The 21,930-nt window shown below is 53.6% G+C and carries 17 protein-coding genes; 8 read left to right on the top strand and 9 right to left on the bottom strand.

What is annotated here, in order from left to right:
* The first annotated feature begins 56 nt into the window (after positions 1-56).
* The gene (locus tag JJL52_RS04365) at positions 57-761 is read left to right on the top strand and encodes a urate hydroxylase PuuD (protein WP_202051174.1); all 705 of its coding nucleotides are present in this window, start codon (positions 57-59) and stop codon (positions 759-761) included.
* Between the two features lie 272 nt (positions 762-1,033).
* On the opposite strand, the gene JJL52_RS04360 is transcribed toward JJL52_RS04365, so the two are convergent.
* Genes JJL52_RS04360 through miaB form a run of 4 tightly spaced genes read right to left on the bottom strand, consistent with a single transcriptional unit; the run spans position 1,034 to position 4,694 of the window.
* Complete coding sequence (locus JJL52_RS04360) at positions 1,034-1,876, bottom strand: CorC family transporter (RefSeq protein WP_202051173.1); 843 nt, start codon at positions 1,874-1,876, stop codon at positions 1,034-1,036.
* A complete protein-coding gene (gene ybeY, locus JJL52_RS04355) occupies positions 1,873-2,376 on the bottom strand; it encodes an rRNA maturation RNase YbeY (protein ID WP_202051172.1) in 504 nt (167 codons plus the stop codon). The genes JJL52_RS04360 and ybeY overlap by 4 nt, the downstream gene beginning before the upstream one ends.
* On the bottom strand, positions 2,345-3,322 hold the full coding sequence (locus JJL52_RS04350) for a PhoH family protein (protein WP_202051171.1): 978 nt from the start codon (positions 3,320-3,322) through the stop codon (positions 2,345-2,347). Before JJL52_RS04350 ends, ybeY begins: the two co-directional genes overlap by 32 nt.
* 16 nt (positions 3,323-3,338) lie before the next feature.
* Positions 3,339-4,694 carry a tRNA (N6-isopentenyl adenosine(37)-C2)-methylthiotransferase MiaB gene (gene miaB, locus JJL52_RS04345; RefSeq protein ID WP_202051170.1) on the bottom strand — a complete coding sequence of 452 codons (1,356 nt, stop codon included), beginning with the start codon at positions 4,692-4,694 and terminating at the stop codon, positions 3,339-3,341.
* A gap of 433 nt (positions 4,695-5,127) precedes the next feature.
* Here miaB and JJL52_RS04340 point away from each other — a divergent pair, with 433 nt between their 5' ends.
* The 3 genes from JJL52_RS04340 (at position 5,128) to JJL52_RS04330 (ending at position 8,213) form a co-directional block, all read left to right on the top strand.
* Positions 5,128-5,760: a PilZ domain-containing protein gene (locus JJL52_RS04340; protein WP_202051169.1), complete on the top strand. Its 633-nt coding sequence runs from the start codon at positions 5,128-5,130 to the stop codon at positions 5,758-5,760.
* 405 nt (positions 5,761-6,165) lie between these two features.
* A complete protein-coding gene (locus JJL52_RS04335) occupies positions 6,166-7,962 on the top strand; it encodes a multicopper oxidase domain-containing protein (RefSeq protein WP_202051168.1) in 1,797 nt (598 codons plus the stop codon).
* 11 nt (positions 7,963-7,973) lie between these two features.
* A complete protein-coding gene (locus JJL52_RS04330) occupies positions 7,974-8,213 on the top strand; it encodes a hypothetical protein (RefSeq protein ID WP_202051167.1) in 240 nt (79 codons plus the stop codon).
* A gap of 175 nt (positions 8,214-8,388) precedes the next feature.
* Here JJL52_RS04330 and JJL52_RS04325 read toward each other — a convergent pair whose 3' ends face one another.
* The 3 genes from JJL52_RS04325 to cysS all read right to left on the bottom strand — a co-directional run bounded on the left by JJL52_RS04325 (position 8,389) and on the right by cysS (position 13,699).
* Positions 8,389-11,208, bottom strand: a complete 2,820-nt coding sequence (locus JJL52_RS04325) for a cation-translocating P-type ATPase (RefSeq protein ID WP_336885040.1) — start codon at positions 11,206-11,208, stop codon at positions 8,389-8,391.
* A 225-nt stretch (positions 11,209-11,433) separates the two neighbouring features.
* Positions 11,434-12,063: a methenyltetrahydrofolate cyclohydrolase gene (gene fchA / locus JJL52_RS04320; protein WP_202051166.1), complete on the bottom strand. Its 630-nt coding sequence runs from the start codon at positions 12,061-12,063 to the stop codon at positions 11,434-11,436.
* A 196-nt stretch (positions 12,064-12,259) separates the two neighbouring features.
* Positions 12,260-13,699, bottom strand: coding sequence for a cysteine--tRNA ligase (gene cysS, locus JJL52_RS04315; protein WP_202051165.1), 1,440 nt, complete (start codon positions 13,697-13,699; stop codon positions 12,260-12,262).
* A 143-nt stretch (positions 13,700-13,842) separates the two neighbouring features.
* Between cysS and JJL52_RS04310 the strand changes: the two genes are divergently transcribed.
* From JJL52_RS04310 to JJL52_RS04295, 4 genes are all read left to right on the top strand, one after another.
* On the top strand, positions 13,843-14,421 hold the full coding sequence (locus JJL52_RS04310; RefSeq protein WP_202051164.1) for a peptidylprolyl isomerase: 579 nt from the start codon (positions 13,843-13,845) through the stop codon (positions 14,419-14,421).
* Positions 14,422-14,475: 54 nt separating this feature from the next.
* Complete coding sequence (gene lpxH, locus JJL52_RS04305) at positions 14,476-15,192, top strand: UDP-2,3-diacylglucosamine diphosphatase (RefSeq protein ID WP_202051163.1); 717 nt, start codon at positions 14,476-14,478, stop codon at positions 15,190-15,192.
* A 278-nt stretch (positions 15,193-15,470) separates the two neighbouring features.
* On the top strand, positions 15,471-17,309 hold the full coding sequence (locus JJL52_RS04300; protein WP_202051162.1) for a methanol/ethanol family PQQ-dependent dehydrogenase: 1,839 nt from the start codon (positions 15,471-15,473) through the stop codon (positions 17,307-17,309).
* 233 nt (positions 17,310-17,542) lie between these two features.
* The gene (locus JJL52_RS04295) at positions 17,543-18,412 is read left to right on the top strand and encodes a quinoprotein dehydrogenase-associated putative ABC transporter substrate-binding protein (RefSeq protein ID WP_202051161.1); all 870 of its coding nucleotides are present in this window, start codon (positions 17,543-17,545) and stop codon (positions 18,410-18,412) included.
* A gap of 170 nt (positions 18,413-18,582) precedes the next feature.
* On the opposite strand, the gene malQ is transcribed toward JJL52_RS04295, so the two are convergent.
* Positions 18,583-20,064, bottom strand: coding sequence for a 4-alpha-glucanotransferase (malQ, locus tag JJL52_RS04290; RefSeq protein WP_202051160.1), 1,482 nt, complete (start codon positions 20,062-20,064; stop codon positions 18,583-18,585).
* A 581-nt stretch (positions 20,065-20,645) separates the two neighbouring features.
* A complete protein-coding gene (gene glgC / locus JJL52_RS04285) occupies positions 20,646-21,905 on the bottom strand; it encodes a glucose-1-phosphate adenylyltransferase (RefSeq protein WP_202051159.1) in 1,260 nt (419 codons plus the stop codon).
* Positions 21,906-21,930 lie beyond the last annotated feature (25 nt).

Genomic DNA, 21,930 nt, shown 5'->3' with positions numbered 1-21,930 from the left:
CTTCGCGTACAATTCAACCAAATCGTCCATAACAAATAATTATAAGAGGAGTTGCCATGGGTATCGTTACGACAAACGCCGGTCTGGAAATGCTTTTACGGTGGGGGCATTTATTGGGCGGCATTACCTGGATCGGGTTGCTGTATTATTTCAATCTGGTGCAAACCGAATTTTTCAAGGAAGCCGAAGCATCCGCCAAATCGGACGCATTACAAAAACTGGTGCCGCGCGCACTCTGGTGGTTTCGTTGGGGAGCGGTAGTGACCTTGCTGACCGGCTTGGGGATGTTTGCAGTCAGCGGCGGAAGAATCGCCTCGATGGACATCTACCTCGGCGCCCTGCTCGGAATCCTGATGTTTACGAACGTCTGGCTGATCATCTGGCCGAATCAGAAAGTCGTGATCGCCTCGGCAAAACAGGTGGCTCTTGGCGGAGCGGCGCTGCCGAATGCGGCTGATGCGCTGGCGACAGCAGGACTGGCATCGAGAACCAACATGATGTTTTCGATTCCGATGCTGTTCTTCATGGCGGCCTCTTCACACTACCCTCACCTGACTTTCAAGCCGTTGCCGTTCATCATTGCCGTCGTAATCGTTCTACTGCTCCAGTATAACGGTGCTTATCTGGCGCTAAAACGCTTCGAACTCGTGAAGAAACTGCCGTCGGGCGGCAAGATGAAGCTTTACGCCAGCATCGGCGGAGTGATCCATTGCGGCCTGGCATTGGCAGTGGTGCTGTTCCTGTTACTGGATCTTCTGTAATACAGCCTTTTGGAAAAGCCGTTTCTCTCTCAAGCAGACCGGCTTAACCGCTCGCGGGACCGTCAAAAACTCAAGCGGTCCGGCAAAAAGAGGCTTATCGCTCCCGCTCTCGGGCACTCTCGAAAAACATGCCAACGGAAGGCAAGCCCGGACGCTCTCCCGCATCGCGCACCGCCGGCGCGATGCAAACGCCGTTTCTATTTAGCGCATCAAGGAGAGGACGTACCGGAACGCGGGAACGATACATTAGGCGAAGAACTTCATCGCCTTGATCATTCGAGAAGCTTCAGCTTGACCAGATGTACGCGGCGGGTGTCGGCCCTGACGACTTCAAACCGCAGATTGTCGACGGTCAGGCTTTCACCTTTCTTCGGCATGTGCTCCATTTCGTTCACGATAAAACCGCCGACCGTGTCATACTCGTCGGTTGCCAGATGGGTATTGAAATATTCGTCGAATTCCTCGATCGGCGTGAGCGCCTTGATCATGTATTCGCTTTCGTTGCGCTGCAGAATGTAGCTTTCGTCATCCTGCTCGTCATGCTCGTCCTCGATCTCGCCGACGATTTGCTCGAGCACATCCTCGATCGTGACCAGGCCGGCCGCCTGCCCGTATTCGTCGACGACGATCGCCATGTGATTGCCCTTGGTACGGAGTTCTTTCAGCAGCACATTCAGGCGCTTGCTTTCCGGCACCAGGATGACCGGTCGCATGATTTGCTCGACTTTCAGCTGCTTGTTTTGGAGCGAATGCGCAAACAAGTCCTTCACCAACAAAATACCGACCACTTTGCTGCGGTCTTCTTCGATGACGGGATAACGTGAATGGCCGAATTGAGTGACCAGCGGAAACAGGGTATCGAGCTCCGCATCCTTTGGCACTACGACCATCTGAACGCGCGGAATCATGATATCCCTGACCCGCAATTGCGACACCTGCAATGCCCCTTCGATCATGCTCAAGGCATCGGTATCGAGCAAATGATTTTCCCTGGCGTCGCGGAGAATTTCCAGCAGATCGTCAAGGTCCTGAGGCTCCCCGGTCAGCAGCTGGCCGATTTTTCCGATCCAGCTTTTCTGCGAGGAGTGCCTACTCGGAGGCTGCCCTTCACTCATTGATGTATAACCTCTAAATATGGGTTTTCGATTTGCAATTGGTTTAGAATCGCGATTTCTTTCGTTTCCATTTCTTCGGCCTCATTCTCCTCGATATGGTCGTAGCCTAGCAAATGCAGAAGGCCATGAACGACCATATGGGCCCAATGGTCCGGTAGTGTTTTTTGCTGCTCCGCTGCTTCCCGTTCGACAACGGGAGCGCAAATCACCAGATCGCCCAGTAAAACGCCTTCTTCGAATTCAGCGTTTTCCAAACCTTCAGGCCATTCGAACGGAAAGCTTAACACGTTGGTCGGGCCTTGTTTGTGCCGGTATTGGGCGTTCAGCGCGGCGCTCTCCTGTTCATCGACGATGCGAATCACGCAGGCATAAGTTTCGTGGCTGTCTTCCAGCGCGCTATCGATCCATTTGACGATCTGACGCCGGTCGGGCTGTCCCGGCGACTTAAAAACGCGCTGAATGGAAATATTATGCTTTCGGCGTTTTGGTGTTTTTTTCATAAGCCTCGTAGGCAGAGACGATGCGCTGCACCAAAGGATGCCGAACCACGTCGCGCACCCCGAAATAGGTGAAGCTGATGCCGTCGACATCCTTCAGCACGTCCAGAACCTGCCGGAGTCCGGACATTTTTTCGGACGGCAGATCGATCTGGGTCAAATCGCCGGTCACGACCGCAGTCGAACCGAACCCGACCCGAGTCAGAAACATCTTGATCTGCTCGGTGGTCGTGTTTTGCGCTTCGTCCAGAATGATGAACGCATCGTTCAAGGTCCGCCCGCGCATGAACGCCAGCGGCGCCACTTCGATGATGCCGCGCTCCAGCATTTTCTCGACGCGCTCAAAGCCGAGCATTTCGTACAATGCATCATACAGCGGGCGCAGATAAGGGTCGACCTTTTGCGCCATATCGCCCGGCAAAAAGCCGAGCTTTTCGCCCGCCTCGACGGCCGGACGCACCAGGATAATTTTACTGACTTTTTCGTTCTGCAGAGCCTCGATCGCGCAGGCGACCGCTAAATAGGTCTTGCCGGTACCGGCCGGACCGATGCCGAAATTGATGTCGTGGGTAACGATCTTTCTGAGGTAATCCTGCTGATTCGCCCCCCGCCCCCGAATCATGCCGCGCTTAGTCTTGATTGCGACCACCGGCTGGTCCGGCTCCTCAGGGGCGGCAAGAATCGCATCGATCGACGCATCCTGCATCGCCAGATGAATCGATTCCGAGGTCAATTCTTCTTTTTCGGTAGTTTCGAACAGTTTCTGCATGAGTGCACAGGCGGCTCTGACCGACGCCGGAGCGCCAGCGATATTGAACTGGTTGCCCCGATTCGAAATTTCGACTTGGAGACGCGCTTCGATCTGACGCAAGTGTTGATCGAGTTGTCCGCAGAGATTGGAGAGCCGGACATTATCGGCCGGCGTCAGGATCAGCTCCTGGGAGGTCATGGAAGGCAAATCAGCCTTAACTGTTGGCGACAATTCTTTCAATACTGGAATCAACGATCCGGCCTCGCAATGAATTAGGCAGCGCCTCGGTAATCAGCACATCGACAAACTGACCGGCCAGCCGCGGATGGGCGGCAAAATTAACGACCCGATTGTTTTCGGTACGGCCCTGCATGTGTAAAGGGTTCTTTTTCGATTTGCCTTCGACAAGCACGGTCTGCACCGTGTTCACCATACTCTCGGAAAACCGGGCCGCATTTTCATTAATGCGGTTCTGGAAGCGCTCGAGGCGCTGCTTTTTGACTTCCGCCGGCACATCGTCCGGCAGTTCCGCCGCCGGCGTCCCCGGACGCGGACTGTAGATAAAGCTGAACGAGAGGTCGAAACCGATTTCATCGACCAGCGCCAAGGTATCTTCGAAATCCTGATCGGTCTCGCCCGGGAAGCCGATGATGAAATCGGAAGACAAATAGATGTTCGGACGTACCGCCCGAAGCTTGCGGATTTTTTCGATGTAATCGGCGCGGGTATGGCCGCGTTTCATCATTTTCAAGATATGGTCGCTCCCGGACTGCACCGGCAGATGCAGATGGTCGACCAACGTCGGAATTTCGCCATAGGCTTCGATCAGGCTGTCGGTAAATTCGACCGGATGCGAGGTAGTAAAACGGATCCGCCCGATGCCTTCGATAGCGGCTACATGATGCAGCAGCAACGCAAAATCGGCGATATCGCCGTCTTCCATCCGCCCCCGGTAAGCATTCACATTCTGGCCGAGCAGATTGACTTCACGAACGCCCTGTTTGGCCAATGCCGCAATTTCGGCGATCACGTCGTCGAGCGGACGGCTGATTTCCTCGCCGCGGGTATAAGGCACCACGCAGAAGGAACAGTATTTGCTGCAGCCCTCCATTACCGAGACGAATGCCTTCGGGCCTTCGGCGCGCGGTTCGGGCAGCGCATCGAATTTTTCGATTTCGGGAAAAGAGATGTCGACAACCGGCTTACGCTTGCTGCGAGCTTGATCGAGCAGTTGCGGCAACCGATGCAGGGTTTGCGGGCCGAACACGATATCGACGAACGGGGCCCGTTTCTGAATTGCATCGCCTTCCTGACTGGCGACGCAACCGCCGACGCCGATCACGACTTCAGGGCGTTTTTCTTTTAGAATCCGCCACTGGCCTAACGCAGAAAACACTTTTTCTTGAGCCTTTTCGCGAATCGAACAGGTGTTCAACAACAAAACGTCCGCCTGTTTCGGATCGTTGGTCAATTCCAACCCATGTGAAGCATGCAGCACATCCCGCATTTTATCGGAATCGTACTCGTTCATCTGGCAACCATTGGTTTGAATATAAAGCTTCTGCATCATATCGTCGAAATCATTTAAAATCGCTAAGTCTATGTTCCTAAAGAAATAACCCGCGAGATAAAATGATGCTCACAGCCCCCGCAATATCAATGACTATGCTCAGAGTGATTGGATAACCCCAGGAAAGTTCATCAGGAAAGTAAATATTATACCCTGAATCGTAACTAAACAAAAAACCGGCGGCGGATTTCATCGAATAAAGCGGCGGATTTCATCGAATAAAATAGTCAGATGCAGCCACTCCTGTCTTTCGGCTCGCGGGATAACAAGCCCCGTTTGCTACCCACCCTTTTTGTATCCCTCACATTATCCGGAATGCGGCTCCGAAAAAAAGTAACCCCCCTTTCTGACGAAACTGCCTAAATTGATTACAATTACCCCCTGCAAGTAATCGCCGGAAGGTAAATCGGCATAATCGGGAGGAAGAGAAAACATGAGACTTGAATCACGGCGCGATTTTCGGAAAGACTTGCACCTTAAAGGCATGATCTTTCTGAACGAGCAAGAACAGTCCATCACTGTTAAGAATCTGTCCATTACCGGCCTGCTGGTCGAACTCGATCAGCTTAAGGGCGGAGAAATCGACATCAAGGACATCTTCAACTCGCTGCAATCCTCAACCTTGGTTGATGTCTTCCTTCCCTCAATGCGCCTGGCCGGAGAAATGGAAGTCATCCGGGCCGACATAAAAAAGGACAAGATACTAATCGCGCTGGAATTCAAATCGGTTTCCTATGATGTCGAAGATTTTATTTATCGCCGGAAAATGTACCGGAAAAGGATGCCTGGAAACGGCCGTATCCTATTGAACGGTGCTTATTATCCTTTCACGGCGATAAACGTTTCGGTTGAAGGCCTGATGATTCAGATGAATGAGGCAGTTACCGACGATGTTTTGAACACCACGGTTTCCTTCGAATTCGAAAAACTCGAGATGAACGGCGAAGCGCGAATCGTTTGGATCGAGCATCCTCAACCGGAGAAAGCGTTATTAGGTCTGAATTATGTACATCTGCAGAAAGCAAAACTCAACGCGATTCCGCGTTTCGAAGACCGGTACGCTTAAAAGAGCGAACTTCATAAAGCCCGGTTTGTCCTACGGGCGTGCGATACATGAACTTGGCTTTTAGGCCAGCATGATTAACGTGCCAGCTTGCAAAGCCCGCAAAACAGTGCCGCTCCGACCGGTTCCGGCTTACTGAACTTTTCACCTTTTGGACCATCCATTATAATCGTTCGATTTATTAAGGCGAACTTTAAATCCTTAATATAGAAGGATGCGCATCCAAGTAAAAATCAACAGCCTGCACTGTCTCGACCTGCTTTTATTTAGGTGGACGCTCTGATGATCAATGTCGCACTTACCGTCAAGGAAGACTTCGTCGTTCTAATTTGTTAGAATCAATGAGGTAATTATACTTGCGCTCAGCCGGTGCAAGTGTTTTATTCGTGTAGTTTTCCGAGGTAATTTATGCAAAAAAAGCTTCTTGCCATTCTTTGTGGCGCCCCCTTGCTCATCGCCCCGCTAGGGAGCCAGGCCGCCACCGATCTGCCGCCCAACGGAAAAACCGAAATGGGCGCAGTGGAAGAAGTCTGTTCAAACTTCACTGACCCGGAATGGCGCAAAGCCCAAGTCATCGACGGCGTCGAAATTCAGGAGTCGTTGCTCTGCAACCCGGACAATCCGGCCGAAATCGCCGCGTTTGTGAAAGGCACCAACAACATTTCGATGGATACCCTGATGCAGACCCAGCTCGCCGCCGATGCGATCACGGTGTCTGACGACATGGACGGCGACGGCGACCCGGACAAATATATCATCAAGCTCGAGATTGCCGAACTGAACGGTCATTCACCGGACATGAAGGACCCAACCACCACGTTCGACATCGCACCGGGCATTCAGCCGACGTTTTGGGTATTCGCGCCGAAGACCCGCGACATGTCGACACTAAGCCTCTATGAACCGATCGCCAATCCGTTGCTGCGTGCGCCCTCGCCGGTGATTCGCGTCGAACAGAATGACATCGTCTGGCTGGTGCTCGAAAACACCCATTATCTGCCGCATTCGATCCATCTGCACGGAATCGACCATCCTTACATGGATCACAGCGGCGGCGGCAACGACGGCGTCGGCCAAACCAGCGCGATGGACGTGATGCCGGGACAAAAGAAAACCTATGTGATTAAACCCCGCCAGGCCGGCACCATGTATTACCACTGCCATGTGCAGCCGCATGTGCATATTCCGATGGGGCTGCAGGGCATGTTCGTGATCGAGGAAAACCGCCCGAACAACTGGCCGCAGGTATTCAACGTCGGAGCGGGCCAGGTCCGCCATCCGTCCGTTGCGATCCTCGAAAAATACGCTTCGGAGTATGACCTGCATTATCAATCCGCGGACAAAGAACTGCACGAACTCGCTCGCTCGGTCAATGATCCTCGTCTGATTGGCAAACGGTTGAACCTGGATTACGATGTGACCGATGCCAAGGACGATTATTTCATGCTGAACGGCCGCTCGTTCCCTTACACGCTCCGGGAGTCGCTGGTGGTTATGGAGCAGGACCAAAAGGTCAAGCTGCGCGTCTATAACGGCACTCAGGAAACAATTGCAGTGCATTTGCACGGCCACAAACCGACCTCGACCCATTACGACGGCGTCGACAACGGCCCGAACGCATTTATAACCCGCGACGTGCACGGTTTGACGCCGGCGCAGCGCCTGGATCTGGAACTTTCAGGAGTCGACGACGGTTTGCACAGCTTCGGCGAGGGCGTCTGGATGTTCCATGACCATGTCGAAAAAGCCTTTACGACCGACGGCGTCGGCGAAGGAGGCGACATCAGCTTGGTCGTGTACAAAAAATTCCTGAACGAAAAAGGCATTCCCTCGCTGCACGGAATGAGCCTTGCGCCGTATTTCACAAAGGAATTCTGGCAGAAAAAATATCCGGTCTGGCAGGATCTGGATGAATGGCACAGCCTCGGCTTTCCTGACGTAAAAGCGGGCTATCAGCAGGCCAAAAAAGCCGTGCAAATTGCGCAACCGAGTTCCGTAGCGACGCCCGCAAGCCCGGCGACCACTGGAGGACGGCCGGCAACTTCTGCGTCCGTAGCGACCGCAGCGGCACAGGAAGAATCCTCGGCTTTCGGAAAGCTGATCTTCGGTCTACTGCTCGGCCTGATCAGCTATTGGGCAATTATCAAAAGGGAATGGCTTTTGGGAATGGTCAGAAAACTGGTGAAAAATAATTTGGCTAATTGACATCATTCAAAATGACCGGCGGGCGCAGGGAAGCGCCGGGTGATTTTACTTCCGAGCCGGCAGCAAGTTTTGCTTATTTTCGTCAGGAAACGCTGCCGACTTTGTTCCGCATACGCAATCCACCGTTGCTTGATCTTTGCCGAATCGAGTCTCACTTTATCCGTCCCGGTCCGGACAAATCACCGGAATTCTCCCTTCTCAGAACCGTTCTCCGCTCGAACAGCGTTTCCGAAGCCTCGCAGCGGGGATAAAGCGTTTTCGTAGCGCGTGTAGAAAAGGAACGGATTCATTCCTCTTCGAGGCGCACGGAATGAGTGAATGCTTTCTGCCCGGTTGGCGCCATCGGAAATTCGCTGATCGGACCTGAGGCAAACATCTTCTTCATCCATCAAAGGGCTATAGGACATGGCCGGCCTTATACCCTGCTTATTTGAAACGCCTTCGCCGACGCAATAGCATCTTTCTGACTTCCAAAGCCGTCAACGGAATGCATCCTAACGCCATCCAGACAGCAAAATGGTCGGTGGACAGCGGCTTCGTTCCGAACAAGGCCTGTAGCGCCGGCACTTGGTGGATGACCAAATGCAGAGAAAAGCTCAGTATAATGACCAGAAACAGCCACAGGTTCGACAGCAGCCCTATTTCGAACACGGTCTTTCGGCTGCTGCGCGCGCCGAACGCCCGCAACAACTCTGCAATCACCAGCGCCGTGAAGGTAGCGTCTCGCGCATATTCCAAACCCTCTCCGTACAGATAGAACTCCAAGGCGAAAGCGGAAAGGGAAGTTGCCGCTGTCAAAATGCCAGCCAAAAGGGTCAGGCGAACATACTCTTCGTCCAGCAACTCCGCATCAGGCGGCCGCGGCGGACGCTTCAGCACGTCGGAAGCGACCGGGTCGGCCGCCAGCGCCAAGGCAGGCAGGCCATCGGTAGTCAAGTTGATCCACAATAATTGCAAGGGCAATAACGGCAACGGCCAGCCCACGAGCGCTGCGATCAGCATCACCATTAATTCGGCAGAATTGCCGGCGAGCAGGTAAGCGAGGGTTTTGGCGATATTTTCGTAGATGCCTCGCCCTTCTTCGACTGCAGCGACGATCGAGGAAAAGTCGTCATCGACAATGATCAGGTCGGCGGCCTCCTTCGTGACTTCGGTACCGGTTTGCCCCATGGCGATGCCGATGGCCGCTTCCTTCAGCGCCGGCGCATCATTCACGCCGTCCCCGGTCATTGCCACGACCTTATTGTCCGCTTTCCAGGCGCGCACGATGCGCAGCTTATCTTCGGCCGTTACCCGCGCATAAACCGCCGTATCCCGCACCATGTCGGTAAAGTCGGTATCGGCCATTCGCTCCAGGTCACGGCCGGTCATCAGTTTGCCGCCGTCATCGCCCAAAATGCCCAGCTCACGTGCGATCGCCGCCGCCGTATCGGGATGGTCGCCGGTAATCATCACCGGCTTTATGCCGGCGCTCCGGCAGCGCGCCACCGCGCTTTTGGCCTCCGCTCGAGGCGGATCCTGCAAACCGAACAGGCCGAGGAAAATCAACTCCCGCTCGATCTCATCGGCCGTACCACCGTGATCGATCACCGAACGCTGAGCGACGGCGAGCACGCGCAAGGCATCCCGGGCCATTTCCTCCACCGCTTGCGTGATGGCCTGCCGATCCTCATCGGCCAGCGTTCTGAATTCCCTATTGTCATGGATATAGGCGCAACGCGCCAATACGACTTCGGATGCTCCCTTGGTAAAAGCCTTGGCGGAATCGCCTTCCCTGCGCACGACCGTCATGCGTTTGCGGCCGGAGTCGAAAGGCAACGCTGCCAAGCGGGGCGCAGAGGCTTCGATGTCCGCGCGGCCGATGCCGCCTTTGGCGGCGGCGACCAGCAACGCACCTTCGGTGGGATCGCCGATGATGCCCTGTCCGACAAGTTCGGCATCGCTACAGGCGGCAGCCGCATACAGCAATGCATAGAGCGCGGCGTCTTGCGAAGGCACACATTGCGCATCACCCCAAAAAAAATTCCCTTCTACCCGATAGCCTTCGCCCGTCACCTCGTAAAAACGCCCGCCCGCGAGCAGTCGGCGCGCTGTCATTTCGCCGACGGTCAAGGTGCCGGTCTTGTCGGTGCAGATGACTTGCGCGCAACCCAGGGTTTCGACCGACTGCAGACGACGCACCAAGGCGTTGCGGCGAATCATGCGCTGCATTCCCAACGCCAGGGCCACCGTCACGACGGCTGGTAGACCTTCGGGAATCGCAGCCACGGCCAGGCTGACCGCAGAAAGAAACAATTCGAAAGGCGCCAGGGAGCGCAGCAAGCCCAGCAAGAATACCAATGCCACAATGCCGAGACATACCCACAAGAGATAGCGGGTAATTCTGTCAAGCCGCTTTTGCAGCGGCGTCGTATCCTTCTCTGCTGTTTCCAATAACTGCGCAATCAATCCTAACTCGGTACGCATACCGATGGCAGTGACTAACGCCCGCGCCGAACCTCCGGCGATACTGGTTCCGAGAAACACCATGTTGCTGCGGTCCGCTAAAGGGGTTTCAACCGGTAGAATGCCGATTGACTTATCTACCGGTTGAGATTCGCCGGTTAAAGAGACTTCGTTGGCACGCAGCGAGGAAACTTCGAGCAGGCGGGCATCGGCCGCCACCAAATCGCCCGCGTCCAGCAGCAGGATATCGCCGGCTACAATCTCGGCCGCAGCGCATACCTGCGCACGGCCGTTCCGGACGATCTTGGCTTTGGGTGCGGCCAAGCGGGCTAAAGAAGCGGCAGCCTTTTCGGCACGAAATTCCTGAAAGAAACCGATCACCGCATTCAGTGCAACGATAGAGATGATCGCGATGCCTTCCGCCTTCTCGCCAAGATAGATCGAGACTCCGACCGCACCGATTAGAACCCAGATCACCAGGCTGGCAAATTGCCTAAAAAAAATGGTCAAAGGAGAAACAGTCCGAATATTCCGCAGTTCGTTTCTACCGTCGCGCCGCAATCGCCTCCCCGCTTCTTCCGAAGCCAATCCTCGGACTGGGTCGACCGCTAATTCGACCAATAAGGCAGGCAATTCCTCGTGATGCCAGGGCCTGCGGACGACCGGACCGGAAAAATGGGAAGGCATTTTCCGCCAGCGCAGAAAAATGTCAAAAACGATGAATATTCCTGTCAGGCCGCAAAGCACAAACAGGAACAAGATGTAGAACAAGGGCTCTTCGAATAGTGTAAGACCCGTCACGGCGGAAGTCTCTTCGGTTAAAGACGGTTACGCCACAGTCAAAAGCTCAATGGATGAAAACGTAAAAACCATACTCCCTTGCCTCCCCTTCATTAGTAAAAGAGAGGCAAAAATAATTCCCACGCAGGCCAACAGTTTTCCCGGCTTTCTTTATCGGTTGGCGGCTGCAAAACGGAGTTTGTGATCAATCCTCCGGATTTTCAAATCATCATTTTCTTCGGTGCTTTACAGCTTTGCTTTCACGATTTGAAAAATTTCCTCGGCAGCAGCCTCGCTTCCCTGCAGCAGCGACTCCAGCTCGGCCAGTTTGGCTTCCGCAAAGTCACGGTCTTTCAGAGCGCCTGCATTGATATAGACATTCAACGCCGCGCTTTTCAGTGCGCCGTAGCCTGCCATCGCGGCAACCCCGGCATCGCTGATCACACCGGGATTGCCTTTTTCGGCGGCAATCCGGCTCAGGTCGATCGCTTCGCGGCAGGCAAGCGCGCAAGTCAAAGGTACTTCGGTCGCTTCTTTCAACGCCTCTTGAATCGCCGCGCTGCGCGCCGCTTTTTGTTCGTCGGTCTCTTTCGGCAAGCCGTAAGTCGCCATCAGCCGGTTAAACACATCGACATCGGCTTTAATCATGTCGGTCAGCTTAACACGCAACGCTTCGGATTTTCCGAGCAGGGCCTGCATATCGGCTTCGACTTCCGCGAATTTGGGCTTGCCGATCGTCAGGTTGCAGACCATGCTGGTCAAGGCAGCCGACTGGGCACCCATCACCGCCGCGGCGCTGCCGCCGCCGGGTGTCGGCGCCTTGCCGGCCAGTTCAGTAAAGAAAGTTTCGAGCGGTTTGTCTTTGATTTCGTTCATTATTAAGAAAAATTGCAAAGAAATGAGGGGATGCCCGAACCCATCGAATCCATTCTTTAAACTGTTTCAAAGTCGTAAACACAAGGTTCGGGTAAAAATAACATTCCGGTATTCTGTAGGGTACGCTCCGCGTACCTTTTTGAGAGGGTGTCAGTCGATCTCGAAAGGTACGCGGAGCGTACCCTACAGAATGCCCCTAAGCGCGCCGCCAGCTGGTCGTTCCATTCGGCGCGTCTTCGAGGATGATGCCTTGTTCTTTCAATTGATCGCGGATTTGATCGGCCATCGCCCAGTTTTTGGCTTTCTTAGCGTCCAGACGAGCTTGAATGCAGTGATTAATTGCTTCTTCGGATGGGCCAATCACAACCGTAGGAGGATAAGCTTCGTATTCCATATGGCCAGACTGAAGCCTGACTTCTACATCACCGCCTTTGAGCCAAACCTCGGGATCATTCTGCAGTATACCTAGTAAGCCACCTAACCGCCTCAAACTCGCCGCCAGTTGTTCTGCCCGCTTAAGATCGCTGCTCTTGTTTTTGTTCACTTCCCGCGCAAGGTCAAACAACACCGACACCGCAACCGCCGTATTGAAATCATCATCCATCGCCTGCTCGAAGCGACCTTGATAGTCGGGAAGAATCGGCGAATCCGGAACGGTCACGCCACGCAGGGCCGTATAGAGTCGATTGAGCGCAGTTGCCGCCTCATTCAACTGTTCATCCGAATAATTCAGCGGACTCCGGTAATGGCTCGACAGAATGAAGAAGCGGATGATTTCCGGACGGTATTGCTTGAGCACTTCCCGCACGGTAAAGAAGTTGCCGAGCGACTTGGACATCTTCTCTTCGTTCACGCGCACGAAGCCGTTGTGCATCCACAGGTTCACGAACTTCTCGCCGGTCGCCCCCTCGGACTGGGCGATTTCGTTTTCATGATGCGGAAACTGCAGATCCATGCCGCCGCCGTGGATGTCGAAATGATTGCCGAGGCAGCAGGTGGACATCGCCGAGCATTCGATATGCCAGCCGGGACGGCCCTCGCCCCACGGGGAAGGCCAGGACGGCTCGTTGGCCTTGGCCATTTTCCAGAGCACGAAATCGAACGGATTTTGTTTCGCGGCATCGACATCGACCCGTTCGCCGGCCTGCAGGTCTTCGAGCTTCTTGCCGGACAGTTTGCCGTAGTCGTTGAATTTTTCGACCGCGTAAAATACGTCGCCGTTGCTGCCGATATAGGCATGGCCCTTCGCGAGCAGGGTTTCGATCATCGCGATGATCGAAGCAATCGACTGGGTCGCACGGGGCTCGATGTCCGGCGGCAACACCGCCAGCGAGCGCTCGTCCTCATGCATCGCGTCGATGAAACGCGCGGTCAAATGATTGAAATCCTCGCCGTTCTCGTTCGCACGCTGGATGATCTTGTCGTCGATGTCGGTGATGTTCCGCACATAGGTCAAATCGTATCCCAAATGCCGAAAATAGCGCGCCACCGTGTCGAACACGACCATCACCCGCGCATGGCCGATGTGGCAGTAGTCGTAAACGGTCATGCCGCAGACATACATGCCGACCTTGCCTTCGCTGCGAGGTTTAAAAACTTCTTTTTGACGCGTCAGGGTATTGTAGATTTTCAACATGAACCGAGAATTCCGTGATCGGGACGGGCGGAAAAATTTAACCGCCCTTTGCAAAACATTACAATTTACCAAGCGTAAGCTTCTCTTTCAAGGCGAAAACACATAAACTTAACCGCTTTGTATCTTAGTCAAGGAAAAAACTCATGCGCTTGATCCTTCTGAGCCTGATACTCGTTTTATATTCAACACTTTCATTCGCAACGGAAAACAAAATGTCTGAATCCCCGAAAGTCAAACTGACCACCTCTCTTGGCGACATCGTGATCCAGTTGGATCCCGTCAAAGCCCCGGTTTCGTCGCAAAATTTTCTCGATTATGTGAACAAGGGCTTTTATAACGGCACGATCTTTCATCGTGTGATCAAAGGTTTCATGGCGCAAGGCGGCGGTTTCGACACCCAGTTCCAGCAAAAAGCGACCGATGCTCCGATCAAGAACGAAGCGGACAACGGCCTGCCGAACAAACGCGGCAGCATCGCCATGGCACGCACCAACGATCCGCATTCCGCGACCGCACAGTTCTTCATCAACTATGGGGATAATACGTTCCTGAACCATACCAGCCCGACGCCGAGCGGCTGGGGCTATGCGGTATTCGGCGAAGTCGTCGAAGGCATGGACGTGGTCGACAAAATGGCCGAACAACCGACCGGCAACCGCGGCCCGCATCAAAACGTGCCGAAGACCGACATCGTGATCGAAAAGGCGGAAGAGATTAAATAAAGCCCAACAGGATGGGTAGAGGCGCCAGCCGAAACCCATCCTACATTTTGAATTATGATCCTCTTCATTTCAGACCTCCACCTTTCTCTCGACAAGCCCGAAATCACCCGCCGCTTCCTGGATCTCCTGGAAGACGGTGCCGACGGAGCCGAAGCGCTGTATATACTTGGCGATCTGTTCGATGCCTGGATCGGCGATGACGATCCGACGCCGCCGAACGGCAAGATCAAAAGCCGGCTCAAAAAATTGACCGATGCGGGCACTCGGGTATACCTTCAGCTCGGTAATCGGGATTTCCTGCTCGGCGAGCGCTTCTGCCGCGAAACCGGCGTCACCTTGCTCGGCGATTACGCCGTAATCGACCTCTACGGCACGCCTACCCTGCTTACCCACGGCGACCTGCTCTGCACCGACGACATTCCTTATCAAGCATTTCGCGCCAAATCCCATACGCCGGAATGGATGCACTCGGTATTGAGCAAACCCCTGCTGTTACGCCTGCTGGCCGCGCGCTGGTACCGCTGGCGCAGCTTCTGGCACAAGCGGAAAAAAAACCCGGAGATCATGGATATAAATCAGGAAACGGTGATCCGCGTGATGCAGAAATACGGCTGCCTGCGGTTGATTCACGGCCATACGCACAGGCCGAACACTCATGATTTTCAGATTGACGGAAACGCCGCGCAACGTTTCGTGTTGGCCGCCTGGAGCCGGGAAGCCGGCCAGGCGTTATGCTGGACAGCCGAGGGCTACTCGATAAAATCGGTTTGAGGCGGCGGCCGCAGCCGGCCGCTCGCATGGAGAGAAAAAATAAGCAAAAATAAAGTTGTCACAAAATCGCAACAGATTAATTTTTTTGCGCTTTCCCCTTATGCCATGCGCCTTTTAGCCTTTTTGATATTGACTTTTTAGGCAAAATCCTTGAATCTACGCAACTGGAGTGAGCCTGTTTGACCATTAGAAAAACACTAATTCACCCAAAAACTAATATTAGTCAAAAATAAATAAACCGTATTTTGTGGCACAGCAAAATACCAGGAGAGAAAAATATGAAGAAGCCTATTAAGAGTTGGCTGCTAGCTTCGAGTGTAGCTGCAATCCTGGCTGCACCGGTGATTGCATCGGCTAACACCGAAGTTGAACAACTTTCGCAAAACCCCGCTAACTGGTCTATGTGGGGCGGAAACTATGCAGGCACCCGTTACAGCGAGTTGAGCCAAATCAACACCAGCAACGTAAAGAACCTGCAACCTGCCTGGTCTTTTTCTACCGGCGTTCTGCGTGGTCATGAAGGCGGTCCACTGGTCGTAAACGACATTCTTTACGTTCACACTCCATTTCCTAACACCGTTTTCGCAATCGATCAAAAAACTCAGTCAGTGATCTGGGAATACACCCCGACACAAGATGCTGATGTTACCGTTCCCGTCATGTGCTGCGATACCGTTAATCGCGGCCTGGCTTACGGCGACGGCAAAATTTTCCTGCAACAATCCGACACCGTACTGACCGCTTTGGACGCAAAGACCGGTAAACGCGTGTGGAGCGTACAAAACGGCGATCCTAAACTGGGTATGACCAACACGCAATCTCCGTTGGTTGTTAAAGACAAAGTCCTGACCGGCATTTCCGGCGGCGAATTCGGCGTACGCGGCTTCCTGGCAGCTTACGACATCAAGACCGGCCAGTTGGCATGGAAAGGCTACAGCATGGGTCCAGACGCCGACACCTTGATCGATCCAAGCAAAACCACCACCTGGAAAGACGGCAAAGTAGCTCCGGTCGGCCCTAACTCAAGCACCAGCACTTGGGAAGGCGACCAATGGAAAATCGGCGGCGGCACTACTTGGGGCTGGTACAGCTACGATCCGAAACTGAACTTGGTTTACTACGGTTCCGGCAACCCATCTACCTGGAACCCTGTACAACGTCCTGGCGACAACAAATGGTCGATGTCCCTGTGGGCTCGCGACGCGGACACCGGAGCGGTCAAATGGGTTTACCAAATGACTCCGCACGACGAATGGGACTATGACGGCATCAACGAAACCGTCCTGGTTGACCAGGAAGTCAAAGGCAAAATGCACAAAACGATCGTGCATTTCGACCGTAATGGCTTCGGCTACACCCTGGATCGTGAAACCGGCGAACTGCTGGTTGCCGAAAAATTCGACAAATCGGTCAACTGGGCGACTCACGTCGACATGCATACCGGTCGTCCGCAAGTCGTTTCCAAATACAGCACCGAGCAAAACGGCGAAGACGTAAACACCGAAGGCGCTTGCCCTGCGGCGCTGGGTGCGAAGAACCAACAACCGGTATCCTACTCTCCGCAAACCGGTTTGTTCTACATTTCCGGCAACCACCTGTGCATGAACTATGAGCCGTTCGAAGTCTCTTACACTGCAGGTCAGCCTTATGTTGGCGCAACTTTGACCATGATGCCGGCCGGCGCAGACGTCATGACCGGCCAACCTGACGGTTCCACCAACCTGGGTCAATTCACCGCCTGGGACGCGAAAACCGGCAAGATCGTATGGTCAAATAAAGAGCAATTCTCTGTTTGGTCAGGTTCTGTCGCAACCGCGGGCGGTGTGGTATTCTACGGCACGCTGGAAGGCTATCTGAAAGCAGTCGATGCGAAAACCGGCCAGGAGTTGTACCGGTTCAAAACGCCATCCGGCATCATCGGCAACGTCAACACCTGGAGCTATAACGGCAAGCAATATGTCGGCGTACTCTCGGGTATCGGCGGCTGGGCAGGTATCGGTATCGCAGCCGGCCTCGAAGGTGAAACCGAAGGTCTGGGCGCAGTGGGCGCATACAGAAGCCTGAGCTCGTTCACCAAGCTGGGCGGCACCTTGACCGTGTTCGCATTGCCCGATTAAGCTGATCACTTTTTAGGCTGAATCGAAGCCCTGGCTGATTATTCAGTCAGGGCTTTTTTATTTATTGAACCGCAATTAAATTCTTTTTGGCGGCAATCCTGATTAACCGTTGCCGGTTCGACAGCCGTGCGCTATAAAGGCCGTCTGTTTTCCCTTTAAATTGAGTTTGGCTAAAATTTTTTACCCATTCTTAAGCACCCGATTCCTATTATTATTCCCTGGAGGCAATATTCATGCAGGCAAAATCCATTTTTCGACGATTACTGATCAGCGCCTTTCTGCTCGGAAGCGTTGCTCCGGTTCATGCCAAAGAAAAATTCAAAGTCTGCGCCGATCCGTTGAATCCGCCCTATTCGACCAAAAATAAAGACGGCTTCGAGAACAAGATAGCCGAACTGTTTGCAAAGAAGCTGGGACAGAAAGTCGAGTATACGTGGTTCCCGCAGCGCATCGGCTTTATCCGCAACACCTTGAACGCACCTGTCAACGAAAAAGAAGTGGACAGCAAGGAATTCAAATGCGACGTGGTAATGAACGTCCCTGCCGGTTCGGACATGGCCTTGACCACGGAACCTTATTATCAATCGACTTATGTCCTGTTGATCGCCAAAGGCCGGGGTTTTGACAACATCAAGAGCGCCCAGCAACTGGCTGAACTCCCCGTGGAAAGACAGGACGCCGCGAAAATCGCGATGTTCGACCGGGGACCGGGAACCGCCTGGCTGCAAAAACACGGAATGCTGGAGATGAGCATCCCCTACCAGTCGATGTCCGGCGACGAAGACAACAATGTTGCGATGGAGATAGATCGGGACTTAAAAGCGAAAAAAATCAATATGGTAATCGTATGGGGACCCATTGCGGGCTATATCGTTTCGCATGGCCCCAAGAACGGCTACACGGTGATACCGATGCACTCGGAACCCGGCATCCCGTTTGAATTTGCCATGGCAATGGGCGTCAGGAACGGCGACAAAGAAAGGCAGCAACTGCTAAACAAACTAATCGCCGAAAACAAGAAGGAAATCCAGCGAATCATCGAAAGCTACCATATTCCCTTGACCGAGATCAAAAAAACGGCGAAACCGAAAGACGATGATTGATTTTGACTGAGGCAGTCCGGATTACAAAAAGTAATGATGGACAAAGCAATTTACGGCCTCTCGCGTAACCCGAAATTACGGCTTCGAATTGTCGGGTTACGCTATCGTTCGGCAATTGCCCTGTTCATAGACCACCCTTTAGTGATGGCATCCATGCCGTTAACCCGACCCTACGCACGTTTTCGATCGTACAGAGCGACCAGGTGAGCCAGCTTTCCGGCTCGCTCGTCGGTTAACTGGCACCATTGAAAACGCCAATTCCAGTTACCGGACGTCGTGCCGGGCGTATTCATCCGGTGCTCGGCATCCAGTTCCAGAATATCCTGCATAGGAATCACGGCAAGGTTCGCAACCGAGCTCAAGGCCGCCTGCATCAGGGCCCAATGCAGCGGAATGGACGGAAAGCCGAGATAATCGTAAACGAAATGCTTTTGCTGGTGGCTCAGCTTGTGCACCCAGCCGATGGTCGTATCGTTGTCATGCGTGCCCGTATAGACGACGCAGTTTTTGGTATAGTGACTCGGCAGATAAGGATTGTCCGTATTGCCGCCGAATGCGAAATGCAGAATCTTCATGCCCGGCAACTCGAATTCGTCGCGAAGCGCTTCCACTTCGTGGGTAATCACCCCCAAATCCTCGGCAATCAGCGCAATCGCGCCGAGTTCGTCATTGATTGCCTGCAACAACTCTTTGCCGGGCGCTTTGGCCCAGGCGCCGTTGATTGCGGTCTCTTCGTGCGCCGGAATTTCCCAGGCGGCTTCAAACCCACGGAAGTGGTCGATGCGCAGAATATCGAACAGCTCCATTTGGGTTTCCATCCGCTTGAGCCACCAATGGAAGCCATTTTGCCGCAATACATTCCAGTCGTAATGCGGATTGCCCCAACGCTGCCCGTTAGCGGAAAAATAGTCCGGCGGAACCCCTGCAACGACTCGCATTTCTCCCGACTCGTCGAGCTTGAACACAGCGCGGTTGGCCCAAACGTCCGCGCTGTCATACGAGACAAAAATAGGCACATCGCCGAACAATAAAACGCCTTTCTCGTTCGCATAGCGCTTCAGTCCCATCCATTGTTTATAAAACACATATTGCTCGAATTTAATGCAGTCGATTTCGCGTTTGAGGCGCCGCTCCATTTCCTTTAACGCTTTCGGATCGCGTTCCTTGTAACGCTCGGGCCAGTGATTCCAGCTTTTGCAGTCGAACTCGTTTCTAAGCACGATGAACAGCGCAAAATCGTCGAGCCAAAAAGCTTTGGCTTCGCAGAACTGCTTGAAGTCTTCCTGATCTCGTTTGCTCGCCCTATCCAGGAAACCGTAATAGGCCTGCGCGACCAGTGCGCTTTTGTCGAACTCGCGCGATTCGCGAACCACCGGTCCCTGGTCGGAAAAATTCAGCCATCCCGACTGCACCAGTTGATCGAGACTGATCAGTTCCGGATTGCCCGCATGCGCCGACAAACATTGGTAGGGTGAACCATCGCCGTGAGGCATTCCGAGCGGCAAGGTCTGCCATACCGAGACGCCGCAATTTTGCAGAAAATCAACGAAATAATATGCGTTTTGACCTAGATCGCCCTGCCGATCATGACCGGGCAGGGATGTTATATGCAGAAGGACGCCTGCACGCCGTTGGTTCAGTACATTATTCAAGCAATCATCTCAAGCAAAATGAAAAATCTTAATGAGCCTTTGCCTGCACTCGGCTTGCTGTTGCGGTAAAAACCGAAGCAGATGGGATCCGACAAGGCCAGACGAGGAACGGTCGACATGGAATTTCCCCGCCCGCAGGCGCTACGGCCTGTTTTGAACGATCATGGCAATAATGCCGGGATTCATCCATCTCGGAACCAAAAAGCTGAATGGGTATTGCGCAGCCCGGAAAAATCGCCATCAGAGGCGCGACGCGGGCCGCTTGCCGAAACGGTCGTTCCGGCACATGGAAAAGAGCGCGCAAATCGGCGATACGGAACCGCGCCGCTCATAGAGGAGCCCTTCGCGCAAATAATGAAATGCCTCACAAATTGGAGGCACTTTTATCTTGGCCCAAATTAAACAATGATTCACCTATTATTTCAAGGAATATCGCCTCTGCCTCGACAACAAGCCGCCCCTGTTCAGTCGACCATTGGATTTTACAGATAAGGGGAGCTGAAAACGCGGCTCAAAAATCCGATGCCGCCAGTTGCCGCAGGATACGTTCGCGGCTCCGGCGGTGCGACGGTTTAAGCTGCCTATCTAACGAAATGCAGCTTCTGACCGAGCATATCCGGCGTCACCAACACGATGCCGCCCGGGCTGACGTAATATTTCTTTGCGTCTTCGGCCAGATTCTCGCCGATGACCGTCCCTTCCGGAATCTCGCAGCCTTTTTCGATGATCGCGCGCTTGATCCGGCAATTACGGCCGATATTCGCTTGCGGCAGCACGATGCAATGCTCAAGCGTCGTAAAGGAATTGACGCGCACGTTCGAGAACAACAACGAATGCCGAACCGAAGCGCCGGAGATGATGCAGCCGCCGGATACCATCGAGTCGACCGCATAGCCGCGCCGGTTGTCGTCGTCGAAAACGAATTTGGCGGGCGGCGTTTGGTCCTGATAAGTCCATATCGGCCAGGTCTGATCGTACAGGTTCATATCGGGCTTGACGCCGATCAATTCCATATTCGCTTCGAAATACGCGTCGATCGTACCTACGTCCCGCCAGTAGCTTTGCAAGCCGCTTTGCATATCCAGGAAAGGATAGGCGTTCACCAAGTATTTGTCGATCACGGACGGGATGATGTCCTTGCCGAAATCATGTTGGCTGCCTCTGGTATCGGCATCCTTGATCAGTTGCTCGAACAGGAAACGCGAGTTGAATACGTAGATGCCCATCGACGCCAGCGCAGTATCGGTTCTGCCCGGCATGACCGGAGGATTGGCCGGTTTTTCGACGAACGCCCGCACTCGGCGGTTTTCATCGACGCCCATCACGCCGAATGCCGTGGCGTCTTGCAAAGAGACTTCAATGCAGCCGATGGTCAGATCGGCATTGCGGGCGACGTGATCCGCGATCATCGCGGCATAATCCATCTTATAAATGTGATCGCCGGCAAGCACCAGAACGTAGTCAGGATTGCGCGCTCGCAGAATATCGATATTCTGGAACACGGCGTCGGCCGTACCCTTGTACCAGGAATCTTCGTCATGCCGCTGCTGGGCAGGCATGATATGGACATATTCGCCGAACTCCCCGGTCAGAAATCCCCACCCTAATTGGATATGCCGAATCAGCGAGTCAGCCTTGTACTGCGTCAGAATGCCGATCTTGCGAATACCGGAGTTGACGCAATTGGATAAGGGAAAATCGATGATTCTGAATTTACCGCCGAACGGCACGGCCGGTTTAGCGCGCCAGTCCGTCATATTCATTAAACGTGAACCTCGACCTCCCGCCAAAATCAGTGCGATGGTATTGCGTGTTAAGTGACTCACTAAATGGTCTGGCATTTGATCCTCCTCCTAGATATAGATT

The sequence above is a fragment of the Candidatus Methylomicrobium oryzae genome (genome assembly GCF_016745425.1).
GTDB lineage: Bacteria > Pseudomonadota > Gammaproteobacteria > Methylococcales > Methylomonadaceae > Methylomicrobium > Methylomicrobium oryzae.
Note: the sequence above shows the minus strand (reverse complement) of the source record. Positions and strands in the feature narration are given on the sequence as shown.

Bases quoted from the DNA above. Each gene is read 5' to 3' on its own strand.
- JJL52_RS04365 (WP_202051174.1), top strand. From the start codon at position 57: ATGGGTATCGTTACGACAAACGCCGGTCTGGAAATGCTTTTACGGTGG.
- JJL52_RS04360 (WP_202051173.1), bottom strand. From the start codon at position 1,876: ATGAGTGAAGGGCAGCCTCCGAGTAGGCACTCCTCGCAGAAAAGCTGG.
- ybeY (WP_202051172.1), bottom strand. From the start codon at position 2,376: ATGAAAAAAACACCAAAACGCCGAAAGCATAATATTTCCATTCAGCGC.
- JJL52_RS04350 (WP_202051171.1), bottom strand. From the start codon at position 3,322: ATGACCTCCCAGGAGCTGATCCTGACGCCGGCCGATAATGTCCGGCTC.
- miaB (WP_202051170.1), bottom strand. From the start codon at position 4,694: ATGATGCAGAAGCTTTATATTCAAACCAATGGTTGCCAGATGAACGAG.
- JJL52_RS04340 (WP_202051169.1), top strand. From the start codon at position 5,128: ATGAGACTTGAATCACGGCGCGATTTTCGGAAAGACTTGCACCTTAAA.
- JJL52_RS04335 (WP_202051168.1), top strand. From the start codon at position 6,166: ATGCAAAAAAAGCTTCTTGCCATTCTTTGTGGCGCCCCCTTGCTCATC.
- JJL52_RS04330 (WP_202051167.1), top strand. From the start codon at position 7,974: ATGACCGGCGGGCGCAGGGAAGCGCCGGGTGATTTTACTTCCGAGCCG.
- fchA (WP_202051166.1), bottom strand. From the start codon at position 12,063: ATGAACGAAATCAAAGACAAACCGCTCGAAACTTTCTTTACTGAACTG.
- cysS (WP_202051165.1), bottom strand. From the start codon at position 13,699: ATGTTGAAAATCTACAATACCCTGACGCGTCAAAAAGAAGTTTTTAAA.
- JJL52_RS04310 (WP_202051164.1), top strand. From the start codon at position 13,843: ATGCGCTTGATCCTTCTGAGCCTGATACTCGTTTTATATTCAACACTT.
- lpxH (WP_202051163.1), top strand. From the start codon at position 14,476: ATGATCCTCTTCATTTCAGACCTCCACCTTTCTCTCGACAAGCCCGAA.
- JJL52_RS04300 (WP_202051162.1), top strand. From the start codon at position 15,471: ATGAAGAAGCCTATTAAGAGTTGGCTGCTAGCTTCGAGTGTAGCTGCA.
- JJL52_RS04295 (WP_202051161.1), top strand. From the start codon at position 17,543: ATGCAGGCAAAATCCATTTTTCGACGATTACTGATCAGCGCCTTTCTG.
- glgC (WP_202051159.1), bottom strand. From the start codon at position 21,905: ATGCCAGACCATTTAGTGAGTCACTTAACACGCAATACCATCGCACTG.